At 50.6% G+C, this 22931-nt stretch carries 17 protein-coding genes; 1 reads left to right on the plus strand and 16 read right to left on the minus strand.

The window, feature by feature from the left end; translation table 11 throughout:
• The first annotated feature begins 275 nt into the window (after positions 1 to 275).
• Positions 276 to 683, plus strand: coding sequence for a hypothetical protein (locus RB298_RS17610; protein WP_192572125.1), 408 nt, complete (start codon positions 276 to 278; stop codon positions 681 to 683).
• Positions 684 to 864: 181 nt separating this feature from the next.
• On the opposite strand, the gene RB298_RS17615 is transcribed toward RB298_RS17610, so the two are convergent.
• From RB298_RS17615 to RB298_RS17690, 16 genes are all read right to left on the minus strand, one after another.
• Complete coding sequence (locus RB298_RS17615; protein WP_486047758.1) at positions 865 to 1989, minus strand: GerAB/ArcD/ProY family transporter; 1125 nt, start codon at positions 1987 to 1989, stop codon at positions 865 to 867.
• A 17-nt stretch (positions 1990 to 2006) separates the two neighbouring features.
• Positions 2007 to 2246, minus strand: a complete 240-nt coding sequence (locus tag RB298_RS17620) for a hypothetical protein (protein WP_192572127.1) — start codon at positions 2244 to 2246, stop codon at positions 2007 to 2009.
• A gap of 9 nt (positions 2247 to 2255) precedes the next feature.
• Positions 2256 to 3461, minus strand: coding sequence for a Ger(x)C family spore germination protein (locus RB298_RS17625; protein WP_486047760.1), 1206 nt, complete (start codon positions 3459 to 3461; stop codon positions 2256 to 2258).
• A 36-nt stretch (positions 3462 to 3497) separates the two neighbouring features.
• A complete protein-coding gene (locus tag RB298_RS17630) occupies positions 3498 to 5093 on the minus strand; it encodes a spore germination protein (RefSeq protein ID WP_486047762.1) in 1596 nt (531 codons plus the stop codon).
• A 481-nt stretch (positions 5094 to 5574) separates the two neighbouring features.
• Positions 5575 to 6090: a DUF3189 family protein gene (locus tag RB298_RS17635; protein WP_213579803.1), complete on the minus strand. Its 516-nt coding sequence runs from the start codon at positions 6088 to 6090 to the stop codon at positions 5575 to 5577.
• Between the two features lie 170 nt (positions 6091 to 6260).
• The gene (locus RB298_RS17640) at positions 6261 to 7343 is read right to left on the minus strand and encodes a Gfo/Idh/MocA family protein (protein ID WP_096775583.1); all 1083 of its coding nucleotides are present in this window, start codon (positions 7341 to 7343) and stop codon (positions 6261 to 6263) included.
• 536 nt (positions 7344 to 7879) lie between these two features.
• Positions 7880 to 8662, minus strand: coding sequence for an SDR family NAD(P)-dependent oxidoreductase (locus RB298_RS17645; RefSeq protein WP_213578291.1), 783 nt, complete (start codon positions 8660 to 8662; stop codon positions 7880 to 7882).
• 181 nt (positions 8663 to 8843) lie between these two features.
• Positions 8844 to 9581 carry a trehalose operon repressor gene (gene treR / locus RB298_RS17650; RefSeq protein ID WP_213578289.1) on the minus strand — a complete coding sequence of 246 codons (738 nt, stop codon included), beginning with the start codon at positions 9579 to 9581 and terminating at the stop codon, positions 8844 to 8846.
• Between the two features lie 64 nt (positions 9582 to 9645).
• A complete protein-coding gene (treP, locus tag RB298_RS17655; RefSeq protein WP_486047765.1) occupies positions 9646 to 11682 on the minus strand; it encodes a PTS system trehalose-specific EIIBC component in 2037 nt (678 codons plus the stop codon).
• A gap of 26 nt (positions 11683 to 11708) precedes the next feature.
• Positions 11709 to 13424, minus strand: a complete 1716-nt coding sequence (gene treC / locus RB298_RS17660; protein ID WP_486047767.1) for an alpha,alpha-phosphotrehalase — start codon at positions 13422 to 13424, stop codon at positions 11709 to 11711.
• Between the two features lie 241 nt (positions 13425 to 13665).
• On the minus strand, positions 13666 to 16092 hold the full coding sequence (locus RB298_RS17665; protein ID WP_486047851.1) for a glycoside hydrolase family 95 protein: 2427 nt from the start codon (positions 16090 to 16092) through the stop codon (positions 13666 to 13668).
• A 26-nt stretch (positions 16093 to 16118) separates the two neighbouring features.
• The gene (locus tag RB298_RS17670) at positions 16119 to 17831 is read right to left on the minus strand and encodes a right-handed parallel beta-helix repeat-containing protein (RefSeq protein WP_486047769.1); all 1713 of its coding nucleotides are present in this window, start codon (positions 17829 to 17831) and stop codon (positions 16119 to 16121) included.
• Between the two features lie 82 nt (positions 17832 to 17913).
• Entirely contained in the window at positions 17914 to 19059 is a 1146-nt protein-coding gene (locus RB298_RS17675; RefSeq protein WP_486047771.1) for an SGNH/GDSL hydrolase family protein, read from the minus strand.
• A 152-nt stretch (positions 19060 to 19211) separates the two neighbouring features.
• Positions 19212 to 20879, minus strand: coding sequence for an extracellular solute-binding protein (locus RB298_RS17680; protein ID WP_486047773.1), 1668 nt, complete (start codon positions 20877 to 20879; stop codon positions 19212 to 19214).
• 135 nt (positions 20880 to 21014) lie between these two features.
• The gene (locus RB298_RS17685) at positions 21015 to 21920 is read right to left on the minus strand and encodes a carbohydrate ABC transporter permease (RefSeq protein WP_009592960.1); all 906 of its coding nucleotides are present in this window, start codon (positions 21918 to 21920) and stop codon (positions 21015 to 21017) included.
• 14 nt (positions 21921 to 21934) lie between these two features.
• Positions 21935 to 22891 carry an ABC transporter permease gene (locus RB298_RS17690; protein ID WP_486047775.1) on the minus strand — a complete coding sequence of 319 codons (957 nt, stop codon included), beginning with the start codon at positions 22889 to 22891 and terminating at the stop codon, positions 21935 to 21937.
• Positions 22892 to 22931: the final 40 nt, after the last annotated feature.

Raw genomic sequence — 22931 nt, forward strand, 5'->3', positions numbered from 1 at the left:
ATTTCTTCTTAATTGCTGATTTCCACATCATTAAAAACAAATAAAACAAAAACGCGATAGTCGCGGTTTCTAGTGTGTATATGTTTTTGTCTCTGGCTATCACGTTATCTGCTTCAACCGTCATTTCAAGCAATGGATCGGCGTTGCTCCCTCTATCGGTTATCACCGGAGCTTTTCCGGTGTTTTCGCGCGTTCTGATATCGTGTTAATAACGTGTTGACAACGTGTATATATTATGTGTACAATAGATTCACTACGTTAAGGAGGTTTTGCCCATGGATACCAATCTGCACATCCGTCTATCCAAAGACCTCAAGGAGAGCTTTCAAGAGATTGCGAAGGAGAATAACACAGACCCTTCAACTCTTGTTCGCGACTGGATCGGCAATTATGTAGCTGAGCATCGAGGAACAGATGAAGATACAGCTGCCGAGTTATACTTGGCAGGTTACCAATTACAGCAAGCGCTTGGAGGAAGAGAACATGTCAGCAAGGAATTCGCCAAACAATTGCAGGAGTATTCCTTGACGAACCAGAAGGAGTTCACTCAATTGATCTTGACTACCTATATGGATCTGGATCTTACGATTCCTTCGTGTTTATCCAAGGCTTATAAAGGTTACGCTTATTCTCAAATGTTTTTGTTGGGTTTAATCGGTGATAAGCCTAAGGATTTAGCATAAAGCGTTCTTTTATGAAGTCTGAGTGGCTTCATATATTAGTGCGCAAGAGAAAATCTACCCTTTCCTGCCGGTTCAACATAAAAAACCGTCTACAAGTAGACGGATCGCGCAAGCCAAACTATTTCCATTTCAATCAGGTTTACAATGGATTATCAAACAAACCACTTTGTCCTCCAACCGTTCAAGCGGATTTCGAGGACTTTTTATTTTTTTTGAACAGCCATTTCCGGAGTCCATGCATGACAAACAATAGCAGTGGGATTATAAACCCGATGGTGATCGTATATGGAATCCAGGTCTTTGAGTCCCATTCCAACTTGAATGGAACATTGGGATATATGAAGACGGAAACTGCCGCAAGTATCCAGCCTAGCGGCACGACCAGCGGCTGATAATTTTTGATTTTAAATATCTGACTGACGCCGATCGCAATGGCGTAAAAGTACAAAGAGATTCGGAAAAATAAAGTGATAAACCACATCACCGCCATGACTGCTTCAATACGCTGAAGAAAATTACCGATATTGATTTTTTTGGCCAACATATAACTGGGGTACATATTTCGTGCCGTAATGTCCGGGCCCAAGACCAAAATCGCTAATCCAATAATCGTAAAAAGCACCCCCGCACCGATTAGGCTACCGATATATACGGCTTTGTATGCCTCCGCCGGGCGGTTAACGGCCCCCGGGTAGATGATCATCAACACGACGTGCGGCAAAAACGCAGTACTAACGAAAGAGATTGCGGCAGGGAAGATAGGCTTGGCACCCGATTCGAAAATGGGAAGTGCATTCTCCCATTTAATCTCCGACAATAATAAAATGCTCATGGACAGAAACAGAAGAAGAAACCATGGAAACAGTATCTCCGCTGATCTGGCCAGCACTTCGAGCCCCAAACGCACCCCCAGGACAACAAGGGCCCCGAAGAGGAAAATGATCGCCTGAATCGGGGTTTCGGGCAGCATTTGTATGGTCATGAAGTCGCTAATTTCGTGTAACACCCAAGCGGGACCACTTAGGAGCAATGTAGTTAATAACAGAAAGTTTACCGTTTTGCCGATCCATTTCCCTAAAAGTTTCTCGGATAATTGCATCAAATTCGTTTCCGGATACTTTTTGGACAATTGCAACTGCAGCGCCAAGATCATGAATCCTAGACCGATCCCGACCAAAGCGGCAATCCATGCATCTTGCTTAGCAATGTTAGCCGTACCCGAAGGAACGATAAGGATAGCGCTCCCGATCGTATACATGGCAGTTAAAATGCTGACCTGGCGCAATGATATTTTGACAACGGGCATCTTTCCTGCTCCTTTTCTTATTGGATCAAACCGATAGCAGAGAGCCAATCACTGAACGGCTTGAATACGATCGTTAACATAACCATAGGAGTTGGAATATCGTTCATGACCGTTTGGACCACGCTTATTCCAATGCCTATAATCATAAATGCCGTGAACCCCCAAATTTCCCTTTGTTCTTTTTCCCGGAGCATCCTCGGCAGCTCAAGCCAGGTTAGGATGGTGGCTGAAATTGCAATAATCGCGATATTCAGCATCAATTCGCCTCATTCCTTTAGATCATTTAGAAAAGAATCATTGGTTGTTCCGGTTCGCCGGATTTTGTAATCCACATGAATATGGGTCTCGAGGTTTGGAAAATACCGGTCGTTCCACTCTTCCTCCATTGCCTTCCACGCTTTCGGATGCGAACGGCGAAAAGCCTCCCCGAAGCCGAATATGTCCACTTTTAACTCATCCTGCACTTTATTGATAACGGACTCCAAGCTTTGGGTTATGTTTTCTTCCATTTCGACTTCGAGATCCCTCACGGTTGCTGGCTGCGTCAGATCCAATCCGCTGCACTCCACAGCACCAATATTTCCCTCCAAACGAATCATGATATCCATTTCTGGACGGGATTCGACGAATCTTCCTTTTATCTTGGAATCGGTTCTCAGCGTCTCCACGACAACCTTTCCATCGTTCCGGCAGGGAATAAACGCTACGGAGCTTTTCACGTGCCCCCTTATGAGTCGATACCCCCTGCTATCCTTCTCGTTTAACCATCCGATCAGCTTGTCAAATTTGAAAACGGCAAGCCCCGAATATTTCAATTGGCTCGGTGTATCGATATTTTCTACGTTTTTCCTCGTTTTTCCAAAATCCCGATTCCCTGTTATCACCAGTCCTGTAAGCACGGGGTGTTTTCCGCTGCTGGTAATATCACTTATCAATTGATCCAGTGTCACAGCCATACTGGGTGACCAAACCTTCTCCGAGATTTGCAGGGAATCGTAAAGTTTATTGGCAGGAATCGTTTCCATGGACGTCATGATTTTCAAGGTTTCCTCCACTGTTGCTCCTTTGGTAACAACCAGGTAGAAATCGGGTCTGAATTCGTGATCCCTCGATAACAAGTCAAGTACTTTGGCTATCCCTTCCCTTGCCATCGCCTCATCCATCAGAAACATCCGTAAATGGGAAAAATATATTTTTCGCGGGCTGATCTGAGTAATCCTTCGCGCCGCTTCAAATATGGTGTCGCCTTCAGCCGTGAACAGCGTAGCAGGCGCTTGGGGACTTCCGCTCCTTTTGGCTGTGATCTGCCCGGGAATAGCGACTTGGACCGATAAACGGTAGCGGCCGTCTACCCAGTCAACCCCTGCGGCCACCGCTACGGCCAGCTCGTTCAATTCCCTCCGGTTCCAGCAACCGCTCAGAAGAAGCGTGATGACGATATGTAGGATAAGCAAGGCCAATATCCGTTTCATTCAATTCACTCGCTTTCCCGCTTGTATGAAAATTAGCTATTCCCGCGATTTCTGGGGAGGTTTGCTGTTGCTGCGCTTTACGTTATACTGATTTATCAAACGGGGGCGAGTCGACATCATCCAATGTGGCAGCCGTAAGAGCGTGTCTTTTTGCCCATCCGGAATTAGCGGCGCTAAAGGCGACATATACGGAACTCCAAACGAGCGGAGGCTGCACAAATGCAGAATTAGGGCGATGATCCCGACTAATATGCCGAACAGGCCAAAAGATCCGGCAAGCGCCATCAACGGAAATCGGAGCATCCGAAAAGCAATGGACATGTTGAAAGATGGAACGACAAAGCTGGAAATGGCCGTTATCGCAACCACGATGACCATGGCCGGTGAGATGATCCCCGCTTCGACGGCGGCTTGACCTATGACCAACGTTCCTACGATGGAAATCGCCGACCCGATATTTTTGGGCAGCCGCACGCCAGCCTCCCGCAGAATCTCGAAAGTGACCTCCATGAGGACGGCCTCAACGAAGGCGGGAAACGGGATCTGCTCACGTTGTCCAGCCAGCCCGAACAGGAGCCGGGTCGGCAGCATTTCGTGATGAAAGGTGGTTATGGCTACATAGAGGGAAGGCCCAAGCAACGAAATGAATATGCTCAGGTAGCGAAGCACCCGCAGGAATGAACTGATATCCGCGCGCTGATAGTAATCTTCCGCAGCATGCAAGAAAGAAACAAATAGGGCCGGAACGATCAGCACAAATGGAGTGCCATCCACGATAATAGCGACTTTGCCTTCAAGCAGCTCGGCTGCGACCACATCGGGACGTTCGGTATTATATACGGTGGGAAAAGGAGTTAAGGTCTTATCCTGGACCAGTTCCTCGATATATCCGCTCTCCAAAATGCTGTCTACATCGATTCGTCCAAGCCGGGTGCGGACTTCTCCGACGATTTTCTCGTTAGCAATGCCTTTGATGTACATCATCGCGACATCGGTTTGCGTTACTCGGCCGATCTGCTTCGTTTCCATCCAAAGATTCGGATCCTTGATCTTTCGGCGAATCAAGGCCGTATTCGTACGCAGTGCCTCCGAAAAGGACTCGCGCGGGCCGCGGACGACATTTTCCGCCGACGTTTCCATGACCCCGCGGTCCTTCCATCCCCGTGTGCCTGCTGCGATACCTCGATCCAATCCATCTACCAGAAAAATGGTGTCTCCCGACAATAAGGAATGGAACAACTTTTTATAATCGGTTATAGACTGAATCTCGTTATTGACGAGGGAAATTTGTTCTAATATCTTTTGCCCTTCGAATGCCTCAAAATGATCCGAATCATCCCTAACCCGGGATTTTGCAATATCAGCTACGACCATCATGATGGATTCCGAAATGATCTTCTGGTCGGACAAACCATCGGTATAGAGGATAGCGATATAATGTATCTCCTTCTCATCCAGCGGAATTTCCCTGATCACGATATCGGTACTGTTTCCGAGGGCTGCTCTGATATGGTTTAGATTGCTTTTTATATCCGGGCTTAAAGCATCGGGATCTTTAGTCGATGTGTTAGCCGGTCGGGTATCTTTGGTGTTGTTTTTGATGTGATGGCCGCTTCTTCTTCGATACCGCATAGGAACATCCTTCCTCTCACAGATGCTATTCCCACATTATTACCGAAGAAAACAAGCTGTAAACTTTCAAACGAATATTGCTGTGTACCCGTACAGGCCAAGAGAATTTTCGATTACCTCCACTCCCGCAGGAAAACGCAGCTAACCGAAAAATCGATTAATTTTGTTATTTAGGCAAAAAAAAGATGACATCCAGAAAGTCGATGGACTGGGATATCATCCTTTTCTTCGTCGCGCTATTTCATCATACGCTTCAGCTCTTTATACAACTTGCTTGCGATCAATATATTGAATCAGTTTAGTCAATCCATAGAAAATGATGACAATCATGGCGGTGACAACAGTCATTAGAACACTTGCACGAACAATCACCCGACAGACTCCTAGATTATACCAGAAAACGTTGTGGCATACTTGGCTAAAAAAAAGAAGATAAACCTGTTGAATCCCGGATTATCTTCACAGCACAGACTTCGAATAGCTATGCGGAATAATTTTTGTTCTCAATAACAATAACAGACTCCGTTCCGGACCTCGCGGCAGCGGTTTGTTTTGTATGTAGAACTAGTTCACGGATATTGGCGCAGCATTGCTTCGAACCCGCGACCAATAAAGGATCGCCGACAAAACCTAATTTTAATCCTCTGGACAAAAATCCCCCGATCGTCATGATCAATGGAACGGTAGGTGAAGTGTTGGAAAACACAATAGGCTCCGCGTTCTGATATTTGTCTTGAAGGATCAGACTCAAATTTTCTAGAGCTGGAATGACAACCTTGGATGAGCCCCTTCCAAGGGTGTACACCGGATTCCCGTTCTCATCCAACCCGTGAAATATGAGTTTGCCCATGTCGGACCTATTTAGTTTATTGAAATAGTCCACCGCCAGAATTTCTTCGGTTGTGAGCTGCCGATTCGTAGGTAGTTTATTTAGATGATACGCGGCCGCCAGTGAGGTTGTGTGGGTTCCACCGTAATCATTATAAATAAATATCATTTCATGTACCCTGCCTTCATTATGTAATGAGCTTATTATTCCCGTTAATCTATATCTCATTCCTCCAAAATTACATATCCAGTTTGCTAGATTCAGCATGTTTCGAAAATAATAAAAAAAGCCCTGATCATTCAGGGCTCCTTCATTATTGATCATAATATGAAAGTATCTTAGTCCAGATAAACGGCCTTACCGATTTTTGCGGATTCGTATAGAGCTTCCAAGATTCGAGATACAACATAAGCTTGTTCCGGGGTTACCACAGGATCTTTATCCTGGTCGATAGCCTCGATCCATCTTCTCATCTCAACATCCGGAGCTTGCTCCTTCTTGCCGTCGTAGAATGCAACCCCGCCGGAGTTCAATTCGATTTCGTTTGTATACAGGCGGCTGAATTTCTCGCCGTTGATGCGAAGACCGTTCTTCATATCGGCTCCGCCTTCCGAACCGCTCAGCGAGCATTTGGCTTCATCAACTTCAAGCGTATTGAGCGCCCAGCTGGATTCCAGCATAATGGTTGCGCCGTTCTCCATCACAATCATGCCGAAGGCGGAATCTTCCACCGTGAATTTTTCGGGATCCCAAGGTCCCCAGGCATTGGCCGCATTCTCCTTGCGGGACAGTTCATGGTATGTGGTGCCGAGTACAATCTTCGGCTTGTAATTATCCATCATCCAGAGCGTCAGATCAAGCGCGTGCGTGCCGATGTCGATAAGCGGCCCGCCGCCTTGTTTTTCCTCATCCAAAAATACGCCCCAAGTCGGCACGGCTCTTCTCCGTACGGCATGCGCTTTGGCAAAATAAATATTTCCGAGTTCGCCGGCTTCGCATACTTGTTTCAGGTAAAGACTGTCTTCACGGAATCGGTTATTGTATCCGATCGTCAATTTCTTGCCTGTGCGCTTCGCGGTTTCCATCATAAGCTTGGCATCGGCGGCCGTTTTGGCCATCGGCTTCTCACACATCACATGTTTTCCCGCTTCAAGCGAAGCAATGGAAATCTCGGCATGAGAATCATTAGGGGTCAAGACATGGATAATATCGATGCTTTGATCCTGCAGCAGCTCTTTATAATCGCTGTACACTTTAGCTTCCTCAATACCGTACTTGCTAGCCGCTGCTTCTGCCCGATCGATTACGATATCGCAGAATGCCACGAGCTCCACGTTGTTTAATCTGCTTAAGCTCGGAAGATGCTTCCCGTTTGCGATTCCGCCGCAGCCGATAATTCCAATACGATAAACTTTAGACATGGATCATCACCATCACTTTTCGTCATTTTATAAAATTTCATAATTTCTGCTTATTCGAAACGCCTTATAAAACAAGCAGATCGTTGTATGTAATTCTGTCACAACACCTCTACGAATCTCTGAAAGGCACATCACGCTCAACAAAGAGCGGCCGCCAGTCGGCAGGTGGATAACCTTCCTCCATCCGAAGGGTTGGTGTACGAACCACGTTTAGGGAAGTGGTCCTATGACTGCTCTATCCCTATGGCGTCTTAGAAAAAAAGTAACAATGAGGGAAATCACTCCTTCCGGCAGCCCGTCATTTATTTTCCGAACATCCACATATAAGGTATCACATCTTGCACATTTTTTTAGTCCAACTATGCGACAAAACATATATAAAATTACGACATCCTCGCCATGTCTTCAAACAAGGGCTGCCCGTTCCGAAACACATGGTTTACATAATATACGTTATGAAAATATTATAAATTTTACCAGCGAGCATGAACCTCCATGCTCCAAATGCATATCCCCATCTTTTAAATGCTGACCCCTTACAAAGCCGGAGCTGAACCCCCGTCAATATTGATGGAAGTTCCTGTAACATAGGAAGCAGCATCGGAAGCCAAAAATACGATGACTTTTGCCGCTTCCTCCGTATCGCCGATACGCCCGAGCGGGATGTTATGGCGCGGATCCCGGGCGTACTGGTCCCAGGTGAGTTCAGGTGATTCACGTTTCCAACGCGCCTCAAGCTGTGCACTCCGTATCGTTCCGATACATACGGTGTTTACCCGGACATGGTCTTTCGCCAAATCGTGACTCATCGCTTTGGTCATGGCTTGTCCCGCCGCGCGGCTGACGCTGCTTGGCATGGATGAAGCCGGCGGCGTTTTGGCCCAGGATGTCGTCACATTAATAATCGCGCCGCCGCCGGAATTCCGCAGATGAGGGACGGCCGCACGCGAAAAACGAATCGCGCCGAACAGCTTGAGATCCAGATCGGATGCCCATGATTCGTCGTCGATCTGCTCAAACGGCTTCGCTGCGGCTGTTCCGGCATTGTTCACCAGGATATCGAGCCGTCCGTAGCGGCTGACGGTTTCGTTTACGGCTCGCATGCAATCCTCAGGTTTCGTAACATCCGCTGCGATGGTTAACGCTTCGGATTTCGATAGATGCCTGATATGATCCGCGGCAGCCCTTAACTGCTCCTCATCTCGTGCACATATGGCAACTTTAGCCCCTTCCAACGCAAACGTAACGGCGGTTTCAAGGCCAATCCCCCTGCTCCCCCCGGTAATCAACGCAACCTTTCCATGGAGTCCCAAATCCATGATCCATCAGCTCCTTTAACTGGATTGCTTGAATCTTTGCCTCTAAGTACAGCTTCAACATCAACCAGGAGTTTTCCTCTTTATTTCATCTATTACGCTGCTGATCTGCATGGCCATTGCGAATGAGCGACATGGGAAGCCAATAAAAAAAGCCGCGATACACTCGCGGCTAACTTCACTTCTATTTGTCTCCAAAATCATGATTGGATTCCCTTCTTGCAAAATCCACAAACTGAAATTTATCCAATCGATGTCGGGATTCCGTGTACTGGAAAAGCGTGGTATCTTCCAAGTGGACGTAACCTCGGACGACGACGACATGGGTATCGCTTCCAAGATCCATATAGGACTGGTCCATCGTCGTAGCTCGTTCCACGGAGATGATTTTTTTCGAGTAACTGATCTTTAGATGGAGCTCCTGCTCCAAGTATTGATAGATGGAATCGCCCGTAATTTCTCTCGTTAAACCCGTCACGATGTCGGCAAGCAAATAATCCACATCGAGGATGATGCGCTCCCCTTCAATTTCCCTGGATCGGATCACCTTCCACACGAGCATGTCCGGGCGGGTGTGCAGCTCCTTGGCGATGGCTTCCCCGGCCGGAACGCACTCCGTTTCATGCACAATCGTACGGCTTTTCCGGCCAATCCGCTCCGCCATTTCCTTATAACTGACAAGCCCCGTAACCGGGAAATTCATTCTTCCGGTATCCAGCACAAACGAACCTTTGCCTTTCACCTTATGAATATAGCCGTTTTGGGCGAGTAAATTCAACCCCTTGCGGACCGTTTCCCTTGTAATTTGATAGGTTGCCGCAAGCGTGTTCTCCGAGGGCAGCTTGCTGCCGGGCTGCAAAGCGCCGGTTTCGATTTGGTCGGCATAGTCTTTATACAGCATCCAATAAATGTTGTTCGTCATCCTTTATCACCATCAGCTATTGTACCATTTTCGGAGCAGCGATTACATGTTGCAAAGGAACCCGTCAGTGTCCATTACCGAGAGTCACTTGAAGCACTCGCGTTTCGCCAGGAAGCGCCTCGCCTTCAAACTCCGTAACGTTCTGAATGTGATCTTGGCCATCCGGAATAATGACCGGCGTAATGACCGGCAATCCGGCTTGCTGAATACGATCGATATCGAATTCAAGCAGCAGCTGCCCTTTCCTTATCTCCGCACCTGTTTCCACATATGCCGTGAATCCTTCGCCTTTTAACGAAACGGTGTTGATTCCGACGTGAATCAGGATCTGGATTCCGTTCGTATCCGTCAAAATCATCGCATGTTTGCTCTTCTTGATGAGATGGGCGACTTGTCCGTCAAACGGAGCATACACTTTGCCTTCGGACGGGATGATGGCAATCCCCTGGCCCATTTGTTTATCGGCGAAAGCAGGGTCCGGTACCTCTGACAGGGGAACCACTTTCCCTTTGATCGGTGCCTTGACCTCTACAGCGCCTTGTTGCTCCGCTTCCACGGTTGAAGGGTTTGCCGTTTCCGTCGATGCGAACGACCCGGATTGAAGACTGCCGTTCGATTCCGTATTCACAGCTTGCGCTCTTCCATCTATGCCGGCAGCATTCCCATCCGCTGCAGCTGCATATCGAGACTGTTTGGACAACTGGTAACGCCCGAACAGCAATGTCCCCGTGAACGGAACGACCAGAACAATCGCCATGCCAATGAAGAAGACGCCCCACTGGTTAGGGAAGATGGACAGGAATCCCGGAATCCCGCCAACGCCGATCGATGAAGCCAGAACGTTGTTCATGGCCAGCAGCACGCCGGCAATCCCGGAACCGATCATACCGAAGATAAACGGATATTTATGACGAACGTTGACCCCGAAGATGGCGGGTTCCGTTACCCCCAGGAAGGCGGAGATGGAAGATGTGACGGCAAGTCCTTTCGCCTTCTGTTCCTTCATGATAAACATCATGGCCAGCGCTGCGGCACCTTGAGCAATATTAGACAGCGCCAGCATCGGCCACAAGAACGTTCCGCCTTCGCTGCCGATGAGCTGAATGTCCACCGCAAGGAAGGTATGATGCATCCCCGTAATTACAAGGAGTGCATACAGTCCGCCATAGATCAGGCCGCCCAGAGCGGCAAAGGAATCAAAAATGCTGACCAGGCCTGAAGTAAGGACGTTGCCGATGGCAAACGTGATCGGCCCCACCAGAACGAACGCGAGGAACCCGGTCACCAACAGGGCAACGGGTGCCACGACAAGCAGCTTGATGGAATCGTGGACGCGTTTGTTCAGGAACTTCTCGATTTTGGCCAAAATATATGCCGAGACAAGGACCGGCAGCACCTGGCCTTGATAACCGATTTTCTCCACTTCAAAGTCGAACAGGTTCCAAACCGGAACCGTGCCTTCAAGTTTGGCATCCGCATACTGGTAGGCGCTGAGCAGATCCGGGTTTACCAGGATCAGGCCCAGCACGATTCCAAGCAGCGGATTGCCTCCGAACTGACGTACCGCCGACCAGCCGATCAGGACTGGCAGGAAGGTAAAGGCGGTGCTTGCAATCAGATTGATGATCGAGGCTACGTCCGCCCATTCGGGATGGACTTGAATCAACGATTGTCCTTCATAGAATATGCCCGGTCCCGTAAGCAGATTGTTAATCCCTAACAATAAACCTGCCATGACGATCGCCGGCAGAATCGGTATGAATATATCTGCAAGCGTTTTAATTGCACGCTGAAGCGGATTTTGCTTCTTGCTCGCAATGTTCTTCACTTCATCCTTCGATACTCTCGCACCGCCGGTGATAGCCATCATTTCGTTGTAAACCTGGTCTACTAGACCCGGTCCGATCACGACCTGAAATTGTCCCTGGGAAGAGAACTGCCCCTTCACCAGGTCGTTCTCGTCAAGTGCCCGGGAATCCACCTTGCTGTCGTCCACGAGGGCGAATCTTAATCGGGTTACGCAATGCGTAGCGGCTTCGATATTGTCTTTTCCGCCGACTGCTTCGACAATGCGTTCCACGTTTTTGCGATCAATAGCCATAGCTCTACGCTCCTGACATTATGAATTTAGTTGTTGTGAATAAGCCACATATAGGAAGCATACGGTCGTAGGGCAACTGTTGGCGTGAGCTTGGGTTCTTCCGTTGTGTTGCCGATTAACAGTTGAACCGATCGACTTTCGGTTAGATGATCATGCATCTCCTCAGGAAGCTCGAACGATACGCCCCGGTCGCTGAAATTCGAAATGACAACAAGCGTCTGCTCCTTGTTCGTTCTTGCGTACGCATATAATTCGGGATGCCCTTCATCCAAGCGAACATATTCACCGTCCGTCATCACCGGAAGGTTCTTACGCATTTCAATCAGTTTCCGGTAATGATGATAGATCGATTGCGGATTATCCACTTCGGATTGCGCATTGATCAGCGGATACCGCTCATCGAGCTTGATCCAAGGCGTCCCCGTCGTAAATCCTGCTTGATCGCCGTCATGCCAAGGCATGGGTAATCTGGAGTTGTCGCGCGAGCGCACCCTGACGATATGCGCAGCCTCCTCCGGCGTCTTCCCTTTCTCTTGGAGAATGGTGTACATGTTTAGCGATTCAACATCCCTAAACTCGGATATGTCATTCCATTTCGGATCGGGCATGCCGATCTCTTCACCCTGATACACATATGGCGTGCCCTGCAATCCGTGAAGCGTCGTAGCCAGCATTTTTGCGCTTTCCGAGCGGTATTCGCCATCATTGGTGAACCGGGTCAGCGCCCGCGGCTGATCATGGTTGTTCCAGAAAAGAGCATTCCAGCCCCCGCCCTTATGCATGCCGATTTGCCAATCGGAAAGCACCCGCTTCAATTCTTCGAAATCGTAAGGCTTGAGCGCCCACTTTTGCCCGTTGGGGTAGTCCACCTTCAAGTGGTGGAAGTTGAACGTCATGGAGAATTCGTTCTCCTTCGGGTTCGAGTAACGAATGCAATGCTCCAAGGTTGTGGAGGACATTTCTCCTACCGTGACGAGATTGTAAGGCTTGAACACTTTTTCGTTCAATTCCTTAATGTATTCATGCACGCGGGGGCCGTCCGTATAAAACCTGCGCCCGTCGCCCGGCGCCACGGAACCGTCATCATCGGGATAAGCGGGATCCTTCGATATGAGATTGATGACATCCATCCGGAATCCGCTGACGCCTTTGTCCGCCCAGAACGTGAGAATGTCCACGACCTCCGCCCGGACCTTCTCGTTCTCCCAATTCAGATCGGCCTGCGTCTTGTCAAACAATGTCAAGTAATATTGCCCTGTCCCCTCGTCATACTGCCACGCCGGGCCTCCAAACTTGGATTGCCAGTTATTCGGCGGGCCGCCGTCTTCCGCGGGATCCCGCCAGATGTAATAGTCGCGATACGGGTTATCGCGCGAGGAAATGGCTTCTTTAAACCATCGATGCTCGGTCGAAGAATGATTCACGACGATGTCGATCATCAAATGCATGTCTCTCTTTTTTAATTCGGCAACAAGTTCATCGAAATCGTCCATCGTCCCGTATGCAGGATCGATGCTGCAATAATCCGCGACGTCGTAACCGTTATCATTTTGCGGAGAAACATACACCGGCTGGAGCCACACGATATCGATGCCAAGTCCCTTTATATAATCAAGCTTTTCCATGAGCCCGCGTATATCGCCGGTTCCCCGGCCGGTTGTATCGTTGAAGCTCTTCGGGTATACCTGATAAACCGTCGAAGTTCTCCACCAATCTTGAGATTGGGTTCCTGGGTTCTGCATGTAACTGGGTCCTCCTCGTCATCTTGTATATACAGGTTGCATATAGGAAAATCATATACATGTATATACAGGTTGTCAACCGTTTAACAATTAATACCCACTTCCAGGACGTTTCGACTACAAAAATAATAATTTAATTGGAATTTTCTTCTGAGTTCACGTAAAAAAGACTCCTTGAAGGAGTCTTTTTTTAACATAGTATAATGTATGGATACCATCGAAAAGGTCTCCATTATGCCGATCAAGCTCCGGGCTCCCCTGCGTGATCCGTGACCAGTCGATAGGTTAAGCCCTGTTCTGTTTCAAATGAAACTACGCCTTTGGCGGGGGCCTGTACGGGAATGCTGGCATCGCCTTGGTAAACCGCAATCCCATTTCCAAGTCCATTACTTATGCTTACGCTGCATACATTCCCCAAACGAGACATGATCTCTGCCTCCGTCAGTCTTCCATTCTTCCAGCGAATACCGACTTCAAAGCCGCCTCGTGCCCGCAATCCACGTACCTCGCCTTCCGGCCATTCATCCGGCAGAGCCGGCAGCAGCACGAGTAAGGAGCGATGCGACTGCAGCAGCATTTCCGCAATTCCCGCTGTAGCTGCGAAGTTGCCGTCGATCTGAAAAGGAGGATGCGCTCCTAATAAGCTCGCATACACACCTCCATGATCGTAACGTTCCGAGTCCCCGTCCCGCACCAATCTCAGCATATTGGTTAACAGCCGGAGCGCACGGTTGCCGTCACCGAATCGGCTCCATAGCGCCACCCGCCAGCCCAGGCTCCAGCCCGTGCTTTCCTCCCCGCGACGCTCCAAAGAGGTTTGGGCAGCTGCAAACAGTTCCGGGCTTTCTTCCGCAGATAGCTGCCGTCCAGGATAAACCCCGACCAGGTGGGACGTGTGCCGATGAAATACGTCCTCATCCTCGGAGTCATGGGACCATTCCTGCAGCTGGCCGTATCGGCCGACCTGCAGAGGCAGCAAACGTTCGCGTTTGCTGCTCCATTCCTCCCGGAATTCCTCATCCACGCCGAGAATGCCGGCGGCTTCCATGCAATTGGTGAACAGCTCCCATATGAGGGAAATATCCATGGTCGCCCCTTCGCTGACGGCCGCCATCCCTTCAGACGTGCGGAATTTATGCTCAGGCGAGGTCGACGGCGAGGTCACGAGATGGCCTGCGTCGTTTTCTATAAGCCAGTCCAAAGCAAATAAAGAAGCTTCCTTCATCAGAGGATAAGCGAACGATCGTAAATAAGCTTCATCGCCGCTGTATGCGTAATGCTCCCATAAGTGCTGCGTTAACCAGATTCCTCCCATTTGCCAAAGCGCCCAGGAAGGATCGCCGTCCCCGTAATTGCCGACCGGTGCGGTATGGGCCCAGATATCCGTATTGTGATGAACGGTCCAGCCCCGGGTGCCGTAATGGACGGCGGCGGTTTCCGCACCGTTTACCGACAGGCTTCTGATCAGCTCCAGCAGAGGCTGATGGCATTCCGCCAAATTGCATACCTCCGCGGGCCAATAGTTCATTTGCGCATTGATGTTTAAGGTCCAATTGCTGCTCCACGGCGGCCGGGTTGAGGCATTCCATATCCCCTGAAGATTGGCTGCTTGCGTTCCGGGCCTGGAGCTTGAAATCAGGAGATAGCGGCCATAGTGGAACAGCAGCTCGACCAAGCCTGGATCCCGGGCACCGAATCGCTCGATTCTCTCCTCCGTGTCCATATCTTCTGCAGCCAGCGCCTCGCCTAATCGGAGGCTGACGCGGTCAAACAGGCTGCGATAATCGTTGATGTGCCGATCGCGCAGCTCTGTCCAAGACTGGCTGCATGCGGCTTTCATGGTCCCCGCAGCTATAGCCGAGGCGACAGCCGCTGGGTGATCTCGGCCATCGCGGTGACCTGGAATTTGGTCAAATCCGTTGAAGCTGGTGGCCGCGGTGAAGTAAATGACCGCTTCGCTCGCATCCAGTACATGAATGCCAGCTGCATCTACGGTAACGCGGCCATCCGTTTCGGCCACCGCCAGCCGACCGTTGAAGGCCATTGCAGCGGTATGTTCAGGATCGCCGTAACGGATTGGACGATCAGAGAAAACGTAGCTGGGCTCGACGCGTTCCGGCGCAAATCCCGACATGGCGTACATATCTTCTTCGGTCTTTACGGTATAACGCAGCGGACTTTCCAGATAGGCATGAAAGTTCAGGGCGCAAGCAGCGCTCGAGGTTAACCGCAAGGCAATCATCTGGTCCGGGCTGGACGCAAAGCATTCCCTTGTGTAGGTCACCTCGCCGATGCGGTATTCCGTTCGTTGAACGGCATTGGCGATATCCAGCGTTCTTCGGTAAGAATGAAACACGCCTCCATGATCAAACCTGAGGCATAAGTCTCCTAACGGCAGGTAAGATTCCGTATAGGGCCCCATCATCTTGCGCCCTAGCTGATCTGCCTCCATATAACGCCCCTGGCTTGCCAGCTCCCGGATCTCCGGCAGCGCTTCCCGTGCAGACGGGTTGTTCCAATCCCTGGGATAACCGGACCAGAGCGTATCCTCGTTCAAGCTGATCGTTTCACGCTCCACGCCGCCGTAAACCATGCCTCCAAGACGTCCGTTGCCGATCGGCAGCGCCTCGGTCCAGACCGTCGCCGGTTTCACATACTGCAATTTCATGTTTGCTCCCACTCGCCTTGCCTCCTTTATTTCAATTCGTCATGCTCCAAGTCATTACAGGAAATATCCGTTCCCGTGCAGGCTTCCAAAAGGACGCGTTCGTCCGTACGGGTATTCCCTGCAAGGGCGTGTTTTTCCTGCATCCGAATCACGTTATTTTGGAATATCAGTCCCTCCGTGCTTCTTGCCATTAACCAAGCTTCCCCGGTCGTTTCAAAGCGGTTGCACGCGATCCGAATGTTGCGGTGAACGGCTGCATGATATTGTTTATTCTCCGGCGCAATCCGTATCACGGCATGTCCGGGACCGCCGCAATTCACAAACCGGTTATCCACGATGCTCATATCCGTTACGGCGCCCGATTCGTACCAGGAAGATGCATCCGCTGCGACCAGTATCGCGCTCATCTGCATGTTCAAGAAGGTGTTATCCCGAATCACGATCCGCCGCGGCGTCGTGGCCAGAATTCCGCGCGTGGGAATCCGGGCGAATGTATTGCCGACAATTTCGACCTCCGGCGTCCAAGTCATATTTTCAAGGACGTCCCCTTCTCCGATGTCAGCGGGAACCGCGTTTTCCAACGTGAGCAGCCATTCGCGCGGCGACTTCATGGCGACAGCGGCGACTCGTCCGAAAGCGTAAGGGTTCAGCGTATCCGCGTTTACGAACGCAACCTCATCTTCCGGCAGAAAAGCAGAAAATCCGTAAGTCTGCGGATGCATAAACCTGACAAGCAATTGATTGGAGTCTGGTCTACCAACGATCCGAAGATAGGTGCCGTGGACATTGATCCCATCATCATGCGCCCCTGCAAACCGACTATTCCGAATCGAGACCTTCCCCCTGCAGCCCGACAAGTGGATGAAATCCGCAAATCCCGCCACCGTGCGGCCGGTCTCCGGACGCGGCGTCAGATCCAAGCGTTCAAAGGTCAGATTGGCGCTGAACTGTCCAACCACGCCCAGTCCATGCATGAAATGCAGACCCACGTCGCTGAACGTCACCCCGGAGCTTTGGGTGATCAACATGCCAACCTGGTCCCGAATGCCGTCGCGCATTTGCACGATCGTACCGGGAGCCATGTGCGGAGGGGGTTGATTTCCAAAATGAAACCGAAGCCGACGCGGCGACAGCTCCTCGGTAAACACCACCCGCTCCAGCCAATTGTCCACGCGCCAGGCAGCACCCAAATCCGCACTGCATAACTGCATCGGTCCTTCGCGAAAACGCCAGCCTTCGCCCACCCATTCGAATATGCCGTCAGCGCAATCATAGCGTGAATCCGGGTGAACGGTTGCCTCAAGATAAGCATCGGCGCACCGATCCACCGTCATTTCGGTCACGGTCGGGGCGGCGTAATCCCAGTGCAGGTTGCGAATTTCAATATTCGTGCAGCCATCGAGGACAAGCATCGTCTGCTTTCCGTGGAAAACAAACAAAGCGCCGTTCCCCTCGAGCGTCACGTTGTGCAGATCCTTAAGCCAAATCCCGATCGTTTTGGTCACATCCGGATTCTCTTCCTCGCTGGTTGTATTCGTGATATAATACGCTTCCCGATCGGCCGATTGAGGATAAAAATGATAGCAGCCCGGCGGTATGTCCAGAATGACCGAGCCTTCCATTGCCCTGGCGGCTTCTATCGCGCGTTTCATGGCAGGCTGCGCATCCGGGTTATTCGAGTCCTCGTAATCCCGCAAGGAAAGGATAATCGGAGCTGTAGTGTTTTGATTTCCAGGCATATGCAGTGACAACACCTCCCATTACTAGTAACAGCCCTTTGCGGGCTTGGTGAGACCCATCGCGAAAAATCCGCGATTACGCCTAATTCGCTAGCAGCTTCAGCACGCGCATGCCCGTACCCTGGCTTCGCTTATCCTTGAGTCCTGTATTGCGAACCATGACCGAAATCGGCCTGCGCGCCTGCAGTCTCGGAAAGTGTACGCTGACTGGCCGATAAGCGTTCAAGCACCACTCGTCGAAGGGATTGACCGGTACGATGGACCCGCCGTTGATCGAGTATTCAAAGATTCCGGTGTCGGGTCCGCATAACAGCAGCAGTCCGCTGCTTTGTCCCACCACGGTGAACGTAAACGAAGTGTCCGGATGATCGGAGTACCTGTGATCTGTCGCGTAACGCCAATTCATGAGCTTTGAACCTGACGGCAGCTCCCGGATTTGAAAATCCCCGGTATAATCGGCTAGCTCATATGGGAGCATTTCGGCATATTCGTAGTTCCCCGCCAGCAGCGGTTCTGCGGGCAAATGTCCGCAATGATTGAGCATCAAGGAGTCACCCTCTGTCGACAGCAGCTCCTTCAAATATCCCTGCAAAAAACCGGCGTATATCTCATGCCCCTCATCGTTCGGATGGTATCCATCAGGTGCAAGCGATGACCAAGCGACCTCACCGTTAGTCAGCATGCCATAAATGCCGGCGGCAAAATCGACGGAAGGAATGCCGTAATGCTCGGCCACTTCTTCGTGAACGGCAATGGGATACGGCCGGATACGGGCCAGGTTTCGCTCCGACCCGGTGTAAATGAAACATAGATCCGTTCCGGGTGACAGACGACGGCATTGGCGTACAATTCCCTCCATTCCTCTAATGGATTCTTCCCGGTCGCTCCCGTCATTTACGCTGAATTCCACGAATAGCAAATCGATGTTCCCGACGCTCAGCACGTGCTCTCGAAGACGGTGAGCTCCCAGCGAAGAATCCGTCCCCCCGACACCTGCGTTAATGGAGCGAATCCGCGAACTTCCGAAACGTTCTCTTAAATAATGAGCCGTTAAAGCACGCCAGCTGGTCTTATCGGCCGCTGAAGCGCCGGCTCCCTCCGTGATGGATCCGCCCAGAAAGGCAACCGTCACCTGTTCTTTCCCTGCAAGTTTGGCTTTAACATGAGGCAGCCCTTCGCGATGAACGATGAATGCGGTACGGTCCCTGCCTTTGTTATAATCCGACACATGATCACCTTCCCTCGTTTCATTCCTGTGTCTTCTCCATAGAAACCCTTGAAACAGAGAAAATGCGGAGTGGCCGATCGGTTGAGACCGGCACCCGCATATGGATGTTGGAATGACTTCATGACAGCCGCAGTTGCTTAGCAATCCTTCGATTATTTGGCGGATTGATCGTAAGCCGTCTGCAAAATTTCGAGATAACGATCCAGTTTCAGATCCTTCAATCCTTTGACGTAAGCGTCCCAATCCTTGTTCAGATCCTTGTTGCCCGTAATGAATTGCAGCTGGTTTTGCTCAATATAGTTTTTAAGGTTGGTCTGAAGCATGCTGGCTTCATCGATGACGCTCGGATCGATCCAGATCGACCAGATCGGAAAGATCTCCTTCGGCTCATGTCCTTGATACAGCAGCGAAGCATTATACAATCTGCGCTCATAGCCGTCGGATGCATAAATATCGGTTCCCTGCACCCACGTATCGCGATACTCCTTCGGCATATAGAAATGGCCCATTCCGCTCCAACCCGCATTATGCGGCGTTTCGCCTTCCTTCGTCGGAATGGTCTTGACCATCGGCGTCACGCCCTCGCCGAGCGCTTGATCGCCGGGCTCGGGGTCTGTCCAATCGATCCCTTTCATGCCGGTTGCGGCATTGGTTTGGCCTTCCGGCGTAAACATGTAGTCCACCATCTTGATCAATGCTACCCGGGCTTCTTCACTGGCTTTGTTCGTGATCACGAATTTTGCGCCCGGTGATACGCCGCCCGCATCATGGGTTGCGTATGAAATTCCGTTCGGTCCGCTTAGCGGCGGAAGCGGATTGTAATGCGCCGAACGGGTGTTGCCCGGATCGATGTTCACGAAGATGGCCGGGTGCATGCCGGCACCGGCGCCGAGAATTTCAGCGTCCGCATTCTCGCCGATTTTCTTGAATGCCTCCGCATTTTGGGTGAATGCGCCCGGATCGATCAATCCCTCGTCATACAACGATTTGATATAGGTGAGCCCTTCCTTCCATTCCGGCGTGATCGCCGCGGACTCGACCTTGCCGCCATTCATCGTCAAGTAGTTGCGGTCGTCGTCGTAAACGAAGCTGTTCATCAGATAAGGGATAATTCGAACGCCGAAATCCTCCGTTGAACCGCTGAGGGGCACTTCATCCGCCTTCCCGTTGCCGTTCGGATCCTGCGTTTTGAATGCCTGCAGCATGCTTCTGAATTCCTCGGTCGTTTTCGGTTCCTTGAGATTCAGCTTCTTCAACCATTCGGTATTGATCCACATTTTGTTGGGATAGGAGCAGTGGAAGCATTCCGTGTATGCGCCTAGTCCGTAGATATTCCCATCCGGGGCCGTAACAAGCGCCTTCATTTCCGGCGTAGCCTCCATGGCCGCTTTAATGTTCGGCCCATGCTGTTCAATCAGATCGTTCAGGGGAACGAGCACTCCCTGCTGACCGTATTTGAGCACATCCGCTTGGGAGAATTCATCGATATAGTGCGTCAGCAGATATGCATCCGGATAATCGCCGCTGGCCAGAGAAATTTGGCGTTTCTCCTTGGCGCCGTCCGAGGGATTGATCTGCCAATTAAATTTAATGTTAAACTGTTCCTCGATATGCTTGGTGAATTTGTTCACCGGAATATCGATGCCTGATTCCTGTACGGCAAAAACGCTGATTTCCACGGGTTTCGAGCTGTCCGAACTGCCGGACGCGCTTCCGCCCTTCGGGCTGCTCGGGCTTTCTGTATTTTTGCCTGAGCAACCTGCCATCACGATGCTGCTCACCAATAACAGCATGAGCATGCTGAATAGGCCTTTTTTCAAATGGAATCGCTCCCTTTTTCATTAGAGTCAACACGCAAACGACTAGCTTTACACGATACGGAGCCTCACCTCCCTTCCAACATAAGCAAGCTCAAGTTCCCTTGGCCTGATTCGGCCGTTCCCCTCAAATAGCGATCAGCCTTTCACGGAACCTACGAGCATCCCCTGCACAAAATAGCGCTGCACAAACGGATAAATGACCAGCACAGGCAAGGTGGCAACCACGATCAGCGCATATTTAAGGAGTTCGGCAAGCTGCTGCCTCTCAACCATGGCTAAAGCATCCATCGTTCCCGAACTGTTATTCTGAATGATGATGCTTCGAAGAATCAGCTGAAGCGGAAACAAGTCGGCGCTTTTCAAGTAAATCAACGCATCGAAGTACGCATTCCATTGGCCGACCGCATACATAAGCACGAGCACGGCCATAATCGGCTTCGACAACGGGAGGACGATGCTCCAGATAAAACGGATGTCGCTGCAGCCGTCCATCTCGCTGGCCTCCTGCAATTCGTCCGGAATGGAAGACTGAAAGAAAGATCGGGCGATAATCACCTGCCACACCCAAATGGCATTGGGAATGAGCAGCGCCCAGCGTGTGTCGATCAGATGAAGCTCCCGCACGACCATGTAGGTCGGTATCAGCCCCCCGCTGAATATCATCGTAAACGTAATGATCATCATCAACGCGTTGCGTCCGAAAAACGATCTGCGCGACAGCGGGTAGGCAATCATGATGGTCAACACGACACTGATGATCGTGCCAGCCGTCGTGTAGAAAATGGAATTGGCGTATCCGGTCATAATCTCGGGCGTTTTAAAAAGGACCCGAAAGCCTTCGAACGAAATATCGACCGGCCACAACCATACCCGACCCGAAGTAACGGCCGCCGGGCTGCTGATGGAGCTGCTGATGATATAAATCAATGGATACAATACCGCAATAACGACCAGAAAGAGAACGATGTATACCGTCGTCAGGAAGATGCGGTCGCCTGCGGACTCCTTGATTTTTCTTGTGCCTGCTTGTTGAACTGCCATGCGATAGCTCCTCCTTACCAAATGCTGTTATGGGTCATTCGTTTAGCCAATCCGTTCACGGTCAGCAGCAGAATGAGGTTGATCACGGAATTGAAGAGGCCGACTGCGGTTGCAAAGCTGTAGTTGGCATTCAGCAGCCCAATCCGATACACATACGTTGCAATGATTTCGGAGTTCACCTGATTCAGCGGATTTTGCAGCAGATAGACCTTCTCGAATCCAAGCGCCATCACGTTGCCGACATTCAGAATCAAAATGATGACGATGGTCGGCACAATGCCCGGCAGATCCACATGGCGGATCTTTTGGAAGCGCGAGGCGCCGTCCACCTTCGCCGCTTCATACAGGGTCGGATCAATGCCGGCCAATGCCGCCAAATAGATCACCGCGCTGTAACCTGCCGTCTGCCAAATATCGGACCATACGTAGATGGAACGAAACATCCCGGGATCGCCGAGAAAGTTCACGGTCTCCAGTCCGAAAAAATTCAAAGCCACGTTGGCAAAGCCCAGCCGCGGGGCCAGAAAGAGCATGATGATCGACACCATGACCACCGTTGAAATAAAATACGGCGCGAAGGATACCAGCTGGACGAATTTTTTGAATCGGCCGCCCCGGATCTCGTTAATCATTAACGCCAGCACGATCGGAATCGGAAACCCGGCTAAGATGAGATAACCGCTGAGAATGATCGTGTTTTTGACGAGCGTCCAGAATAACGGATTCTCGAAGAACAGCTCGAAGTGCTTGAAGCCTACCCAGGGACTGCCCCATATTCCCTTGATGACGTTGTAGTCCTTGAAGGCAAGAACGGCATTCAGCATCGGATAGTACTTAAATATCAGGAAAAACAGCAGCGGCGGAATCACGAGCAGGTACAGCTGCCAATGCTTCCTCAAACTCTTTCGTGCAACATGCCAATAGCCGGTGCTGGTGTTGGTATGGATAACAGGCTCCGACTCGATTACCAATGGCTTCTCCAGAATAATCCCCCCTAATGAAATGACAGAT

It is taken from the genome of Priestia sp. BR_2 (assembly GCF_041954005.1).
Taxonomy (GTDB): Bacteria; Bacillota; Bacilli; order Paenibacillales; family Paenibacillaceae; genus Paenibacillus_AQ; species Paenibacillus_AQ lautus_A.

Coding starts and splice junctions, on each gene's coding strand:
- RB298_RS17610 (WP_192572125.1), top strand. CDS start 276: ATGGATACCAATCTGCACATCCGTCTATCCAAAGACCTCAAGGAGAGC.
- RB298_RS17615 (WP_486047758.1), bottom strand. CDS start 1,989: ATGCCCGTTGTCAAAATATCATTGCGCCAGGTCAGCATTTTAACTGCC.
- RB298_RS17620 (WP_192572127.1), bottom strand. CDS start 2,246: ATGCTGAATATCGCGATTATTGCAATTTCAGCCACCATCCTAACCTGG.
- RB298_RS17625 (WP_486047760.1), bottom strand. CDS start 3,461: ATGAAACGGATATTGGCCTTGCTTATCCTACATATCGTCATCACGCTT.
- RB298_RS17630 (WP_486047762.1), bottom strand. CDS start 5,093: ATGCGGTATCGAAGAAGAAGCGGCCATCACATCAAAAACAACACCAAA.
- RB298_RS17635 (WP_213579803.1), bottom strand. CDS start 6,090: ATGATATTTATTTATAATGATTACGGTGGAACCCACACAACCTCACTG.
- RB298_RS17640 (WP_096775583.1), bottom strand. CDS start 7,343: ATGTCTAAAGTTTATCGTATTGGAATTATCGGCTGCGGCGGAATCGCA.
- RB298_RS17645 (WP_213578291.1), bottom strand. CDS start 8,662: ATGGATTTGGGACTCCATGGAAAGGTTGCGTTGATTACCGGGGGGAGC.
- treR (WP_213578289.1), bottom strand. CDS start 9,581: ATGACGAACAACATTTATTGGATGCTGTATAAAGACTATGCCGACCAA.
- treP (WP_486047765.1), bottom strand. CDS start 11,682: ATGGCTATTGATCGCAAAAACGTGGAACGCATTGTCGAAGCAGTCGGC.
- treC (WP_486047767.1), bottom strand. CDS start 13,424: ATGCAGAACCCAGGAACCCAATCTCAAGATTGGTGGAGAACTTCGACG.
- RB298_RS17665 (WP_486047851.1), bottom strand. CDS start 16,092: ATGAAATTGCAGTATGTGAAACCGGCGACGGTCTGGACCGAGGCGCTG.
- RB298_RS17670 (WP_486047769.1), bottom strand. CDS start 17,831: ATGCCTGGAAATCAAAACACTACAGCTCCGATTATCCTTTCCTTGCGG.
- RB298_RS17685 (WP_009592960.1), bottom strand. CDS start 21,920: ATGGCAGTTCAACAAGCAGGCACAAGAAAAATCAAGGAGTCCGCAGGC.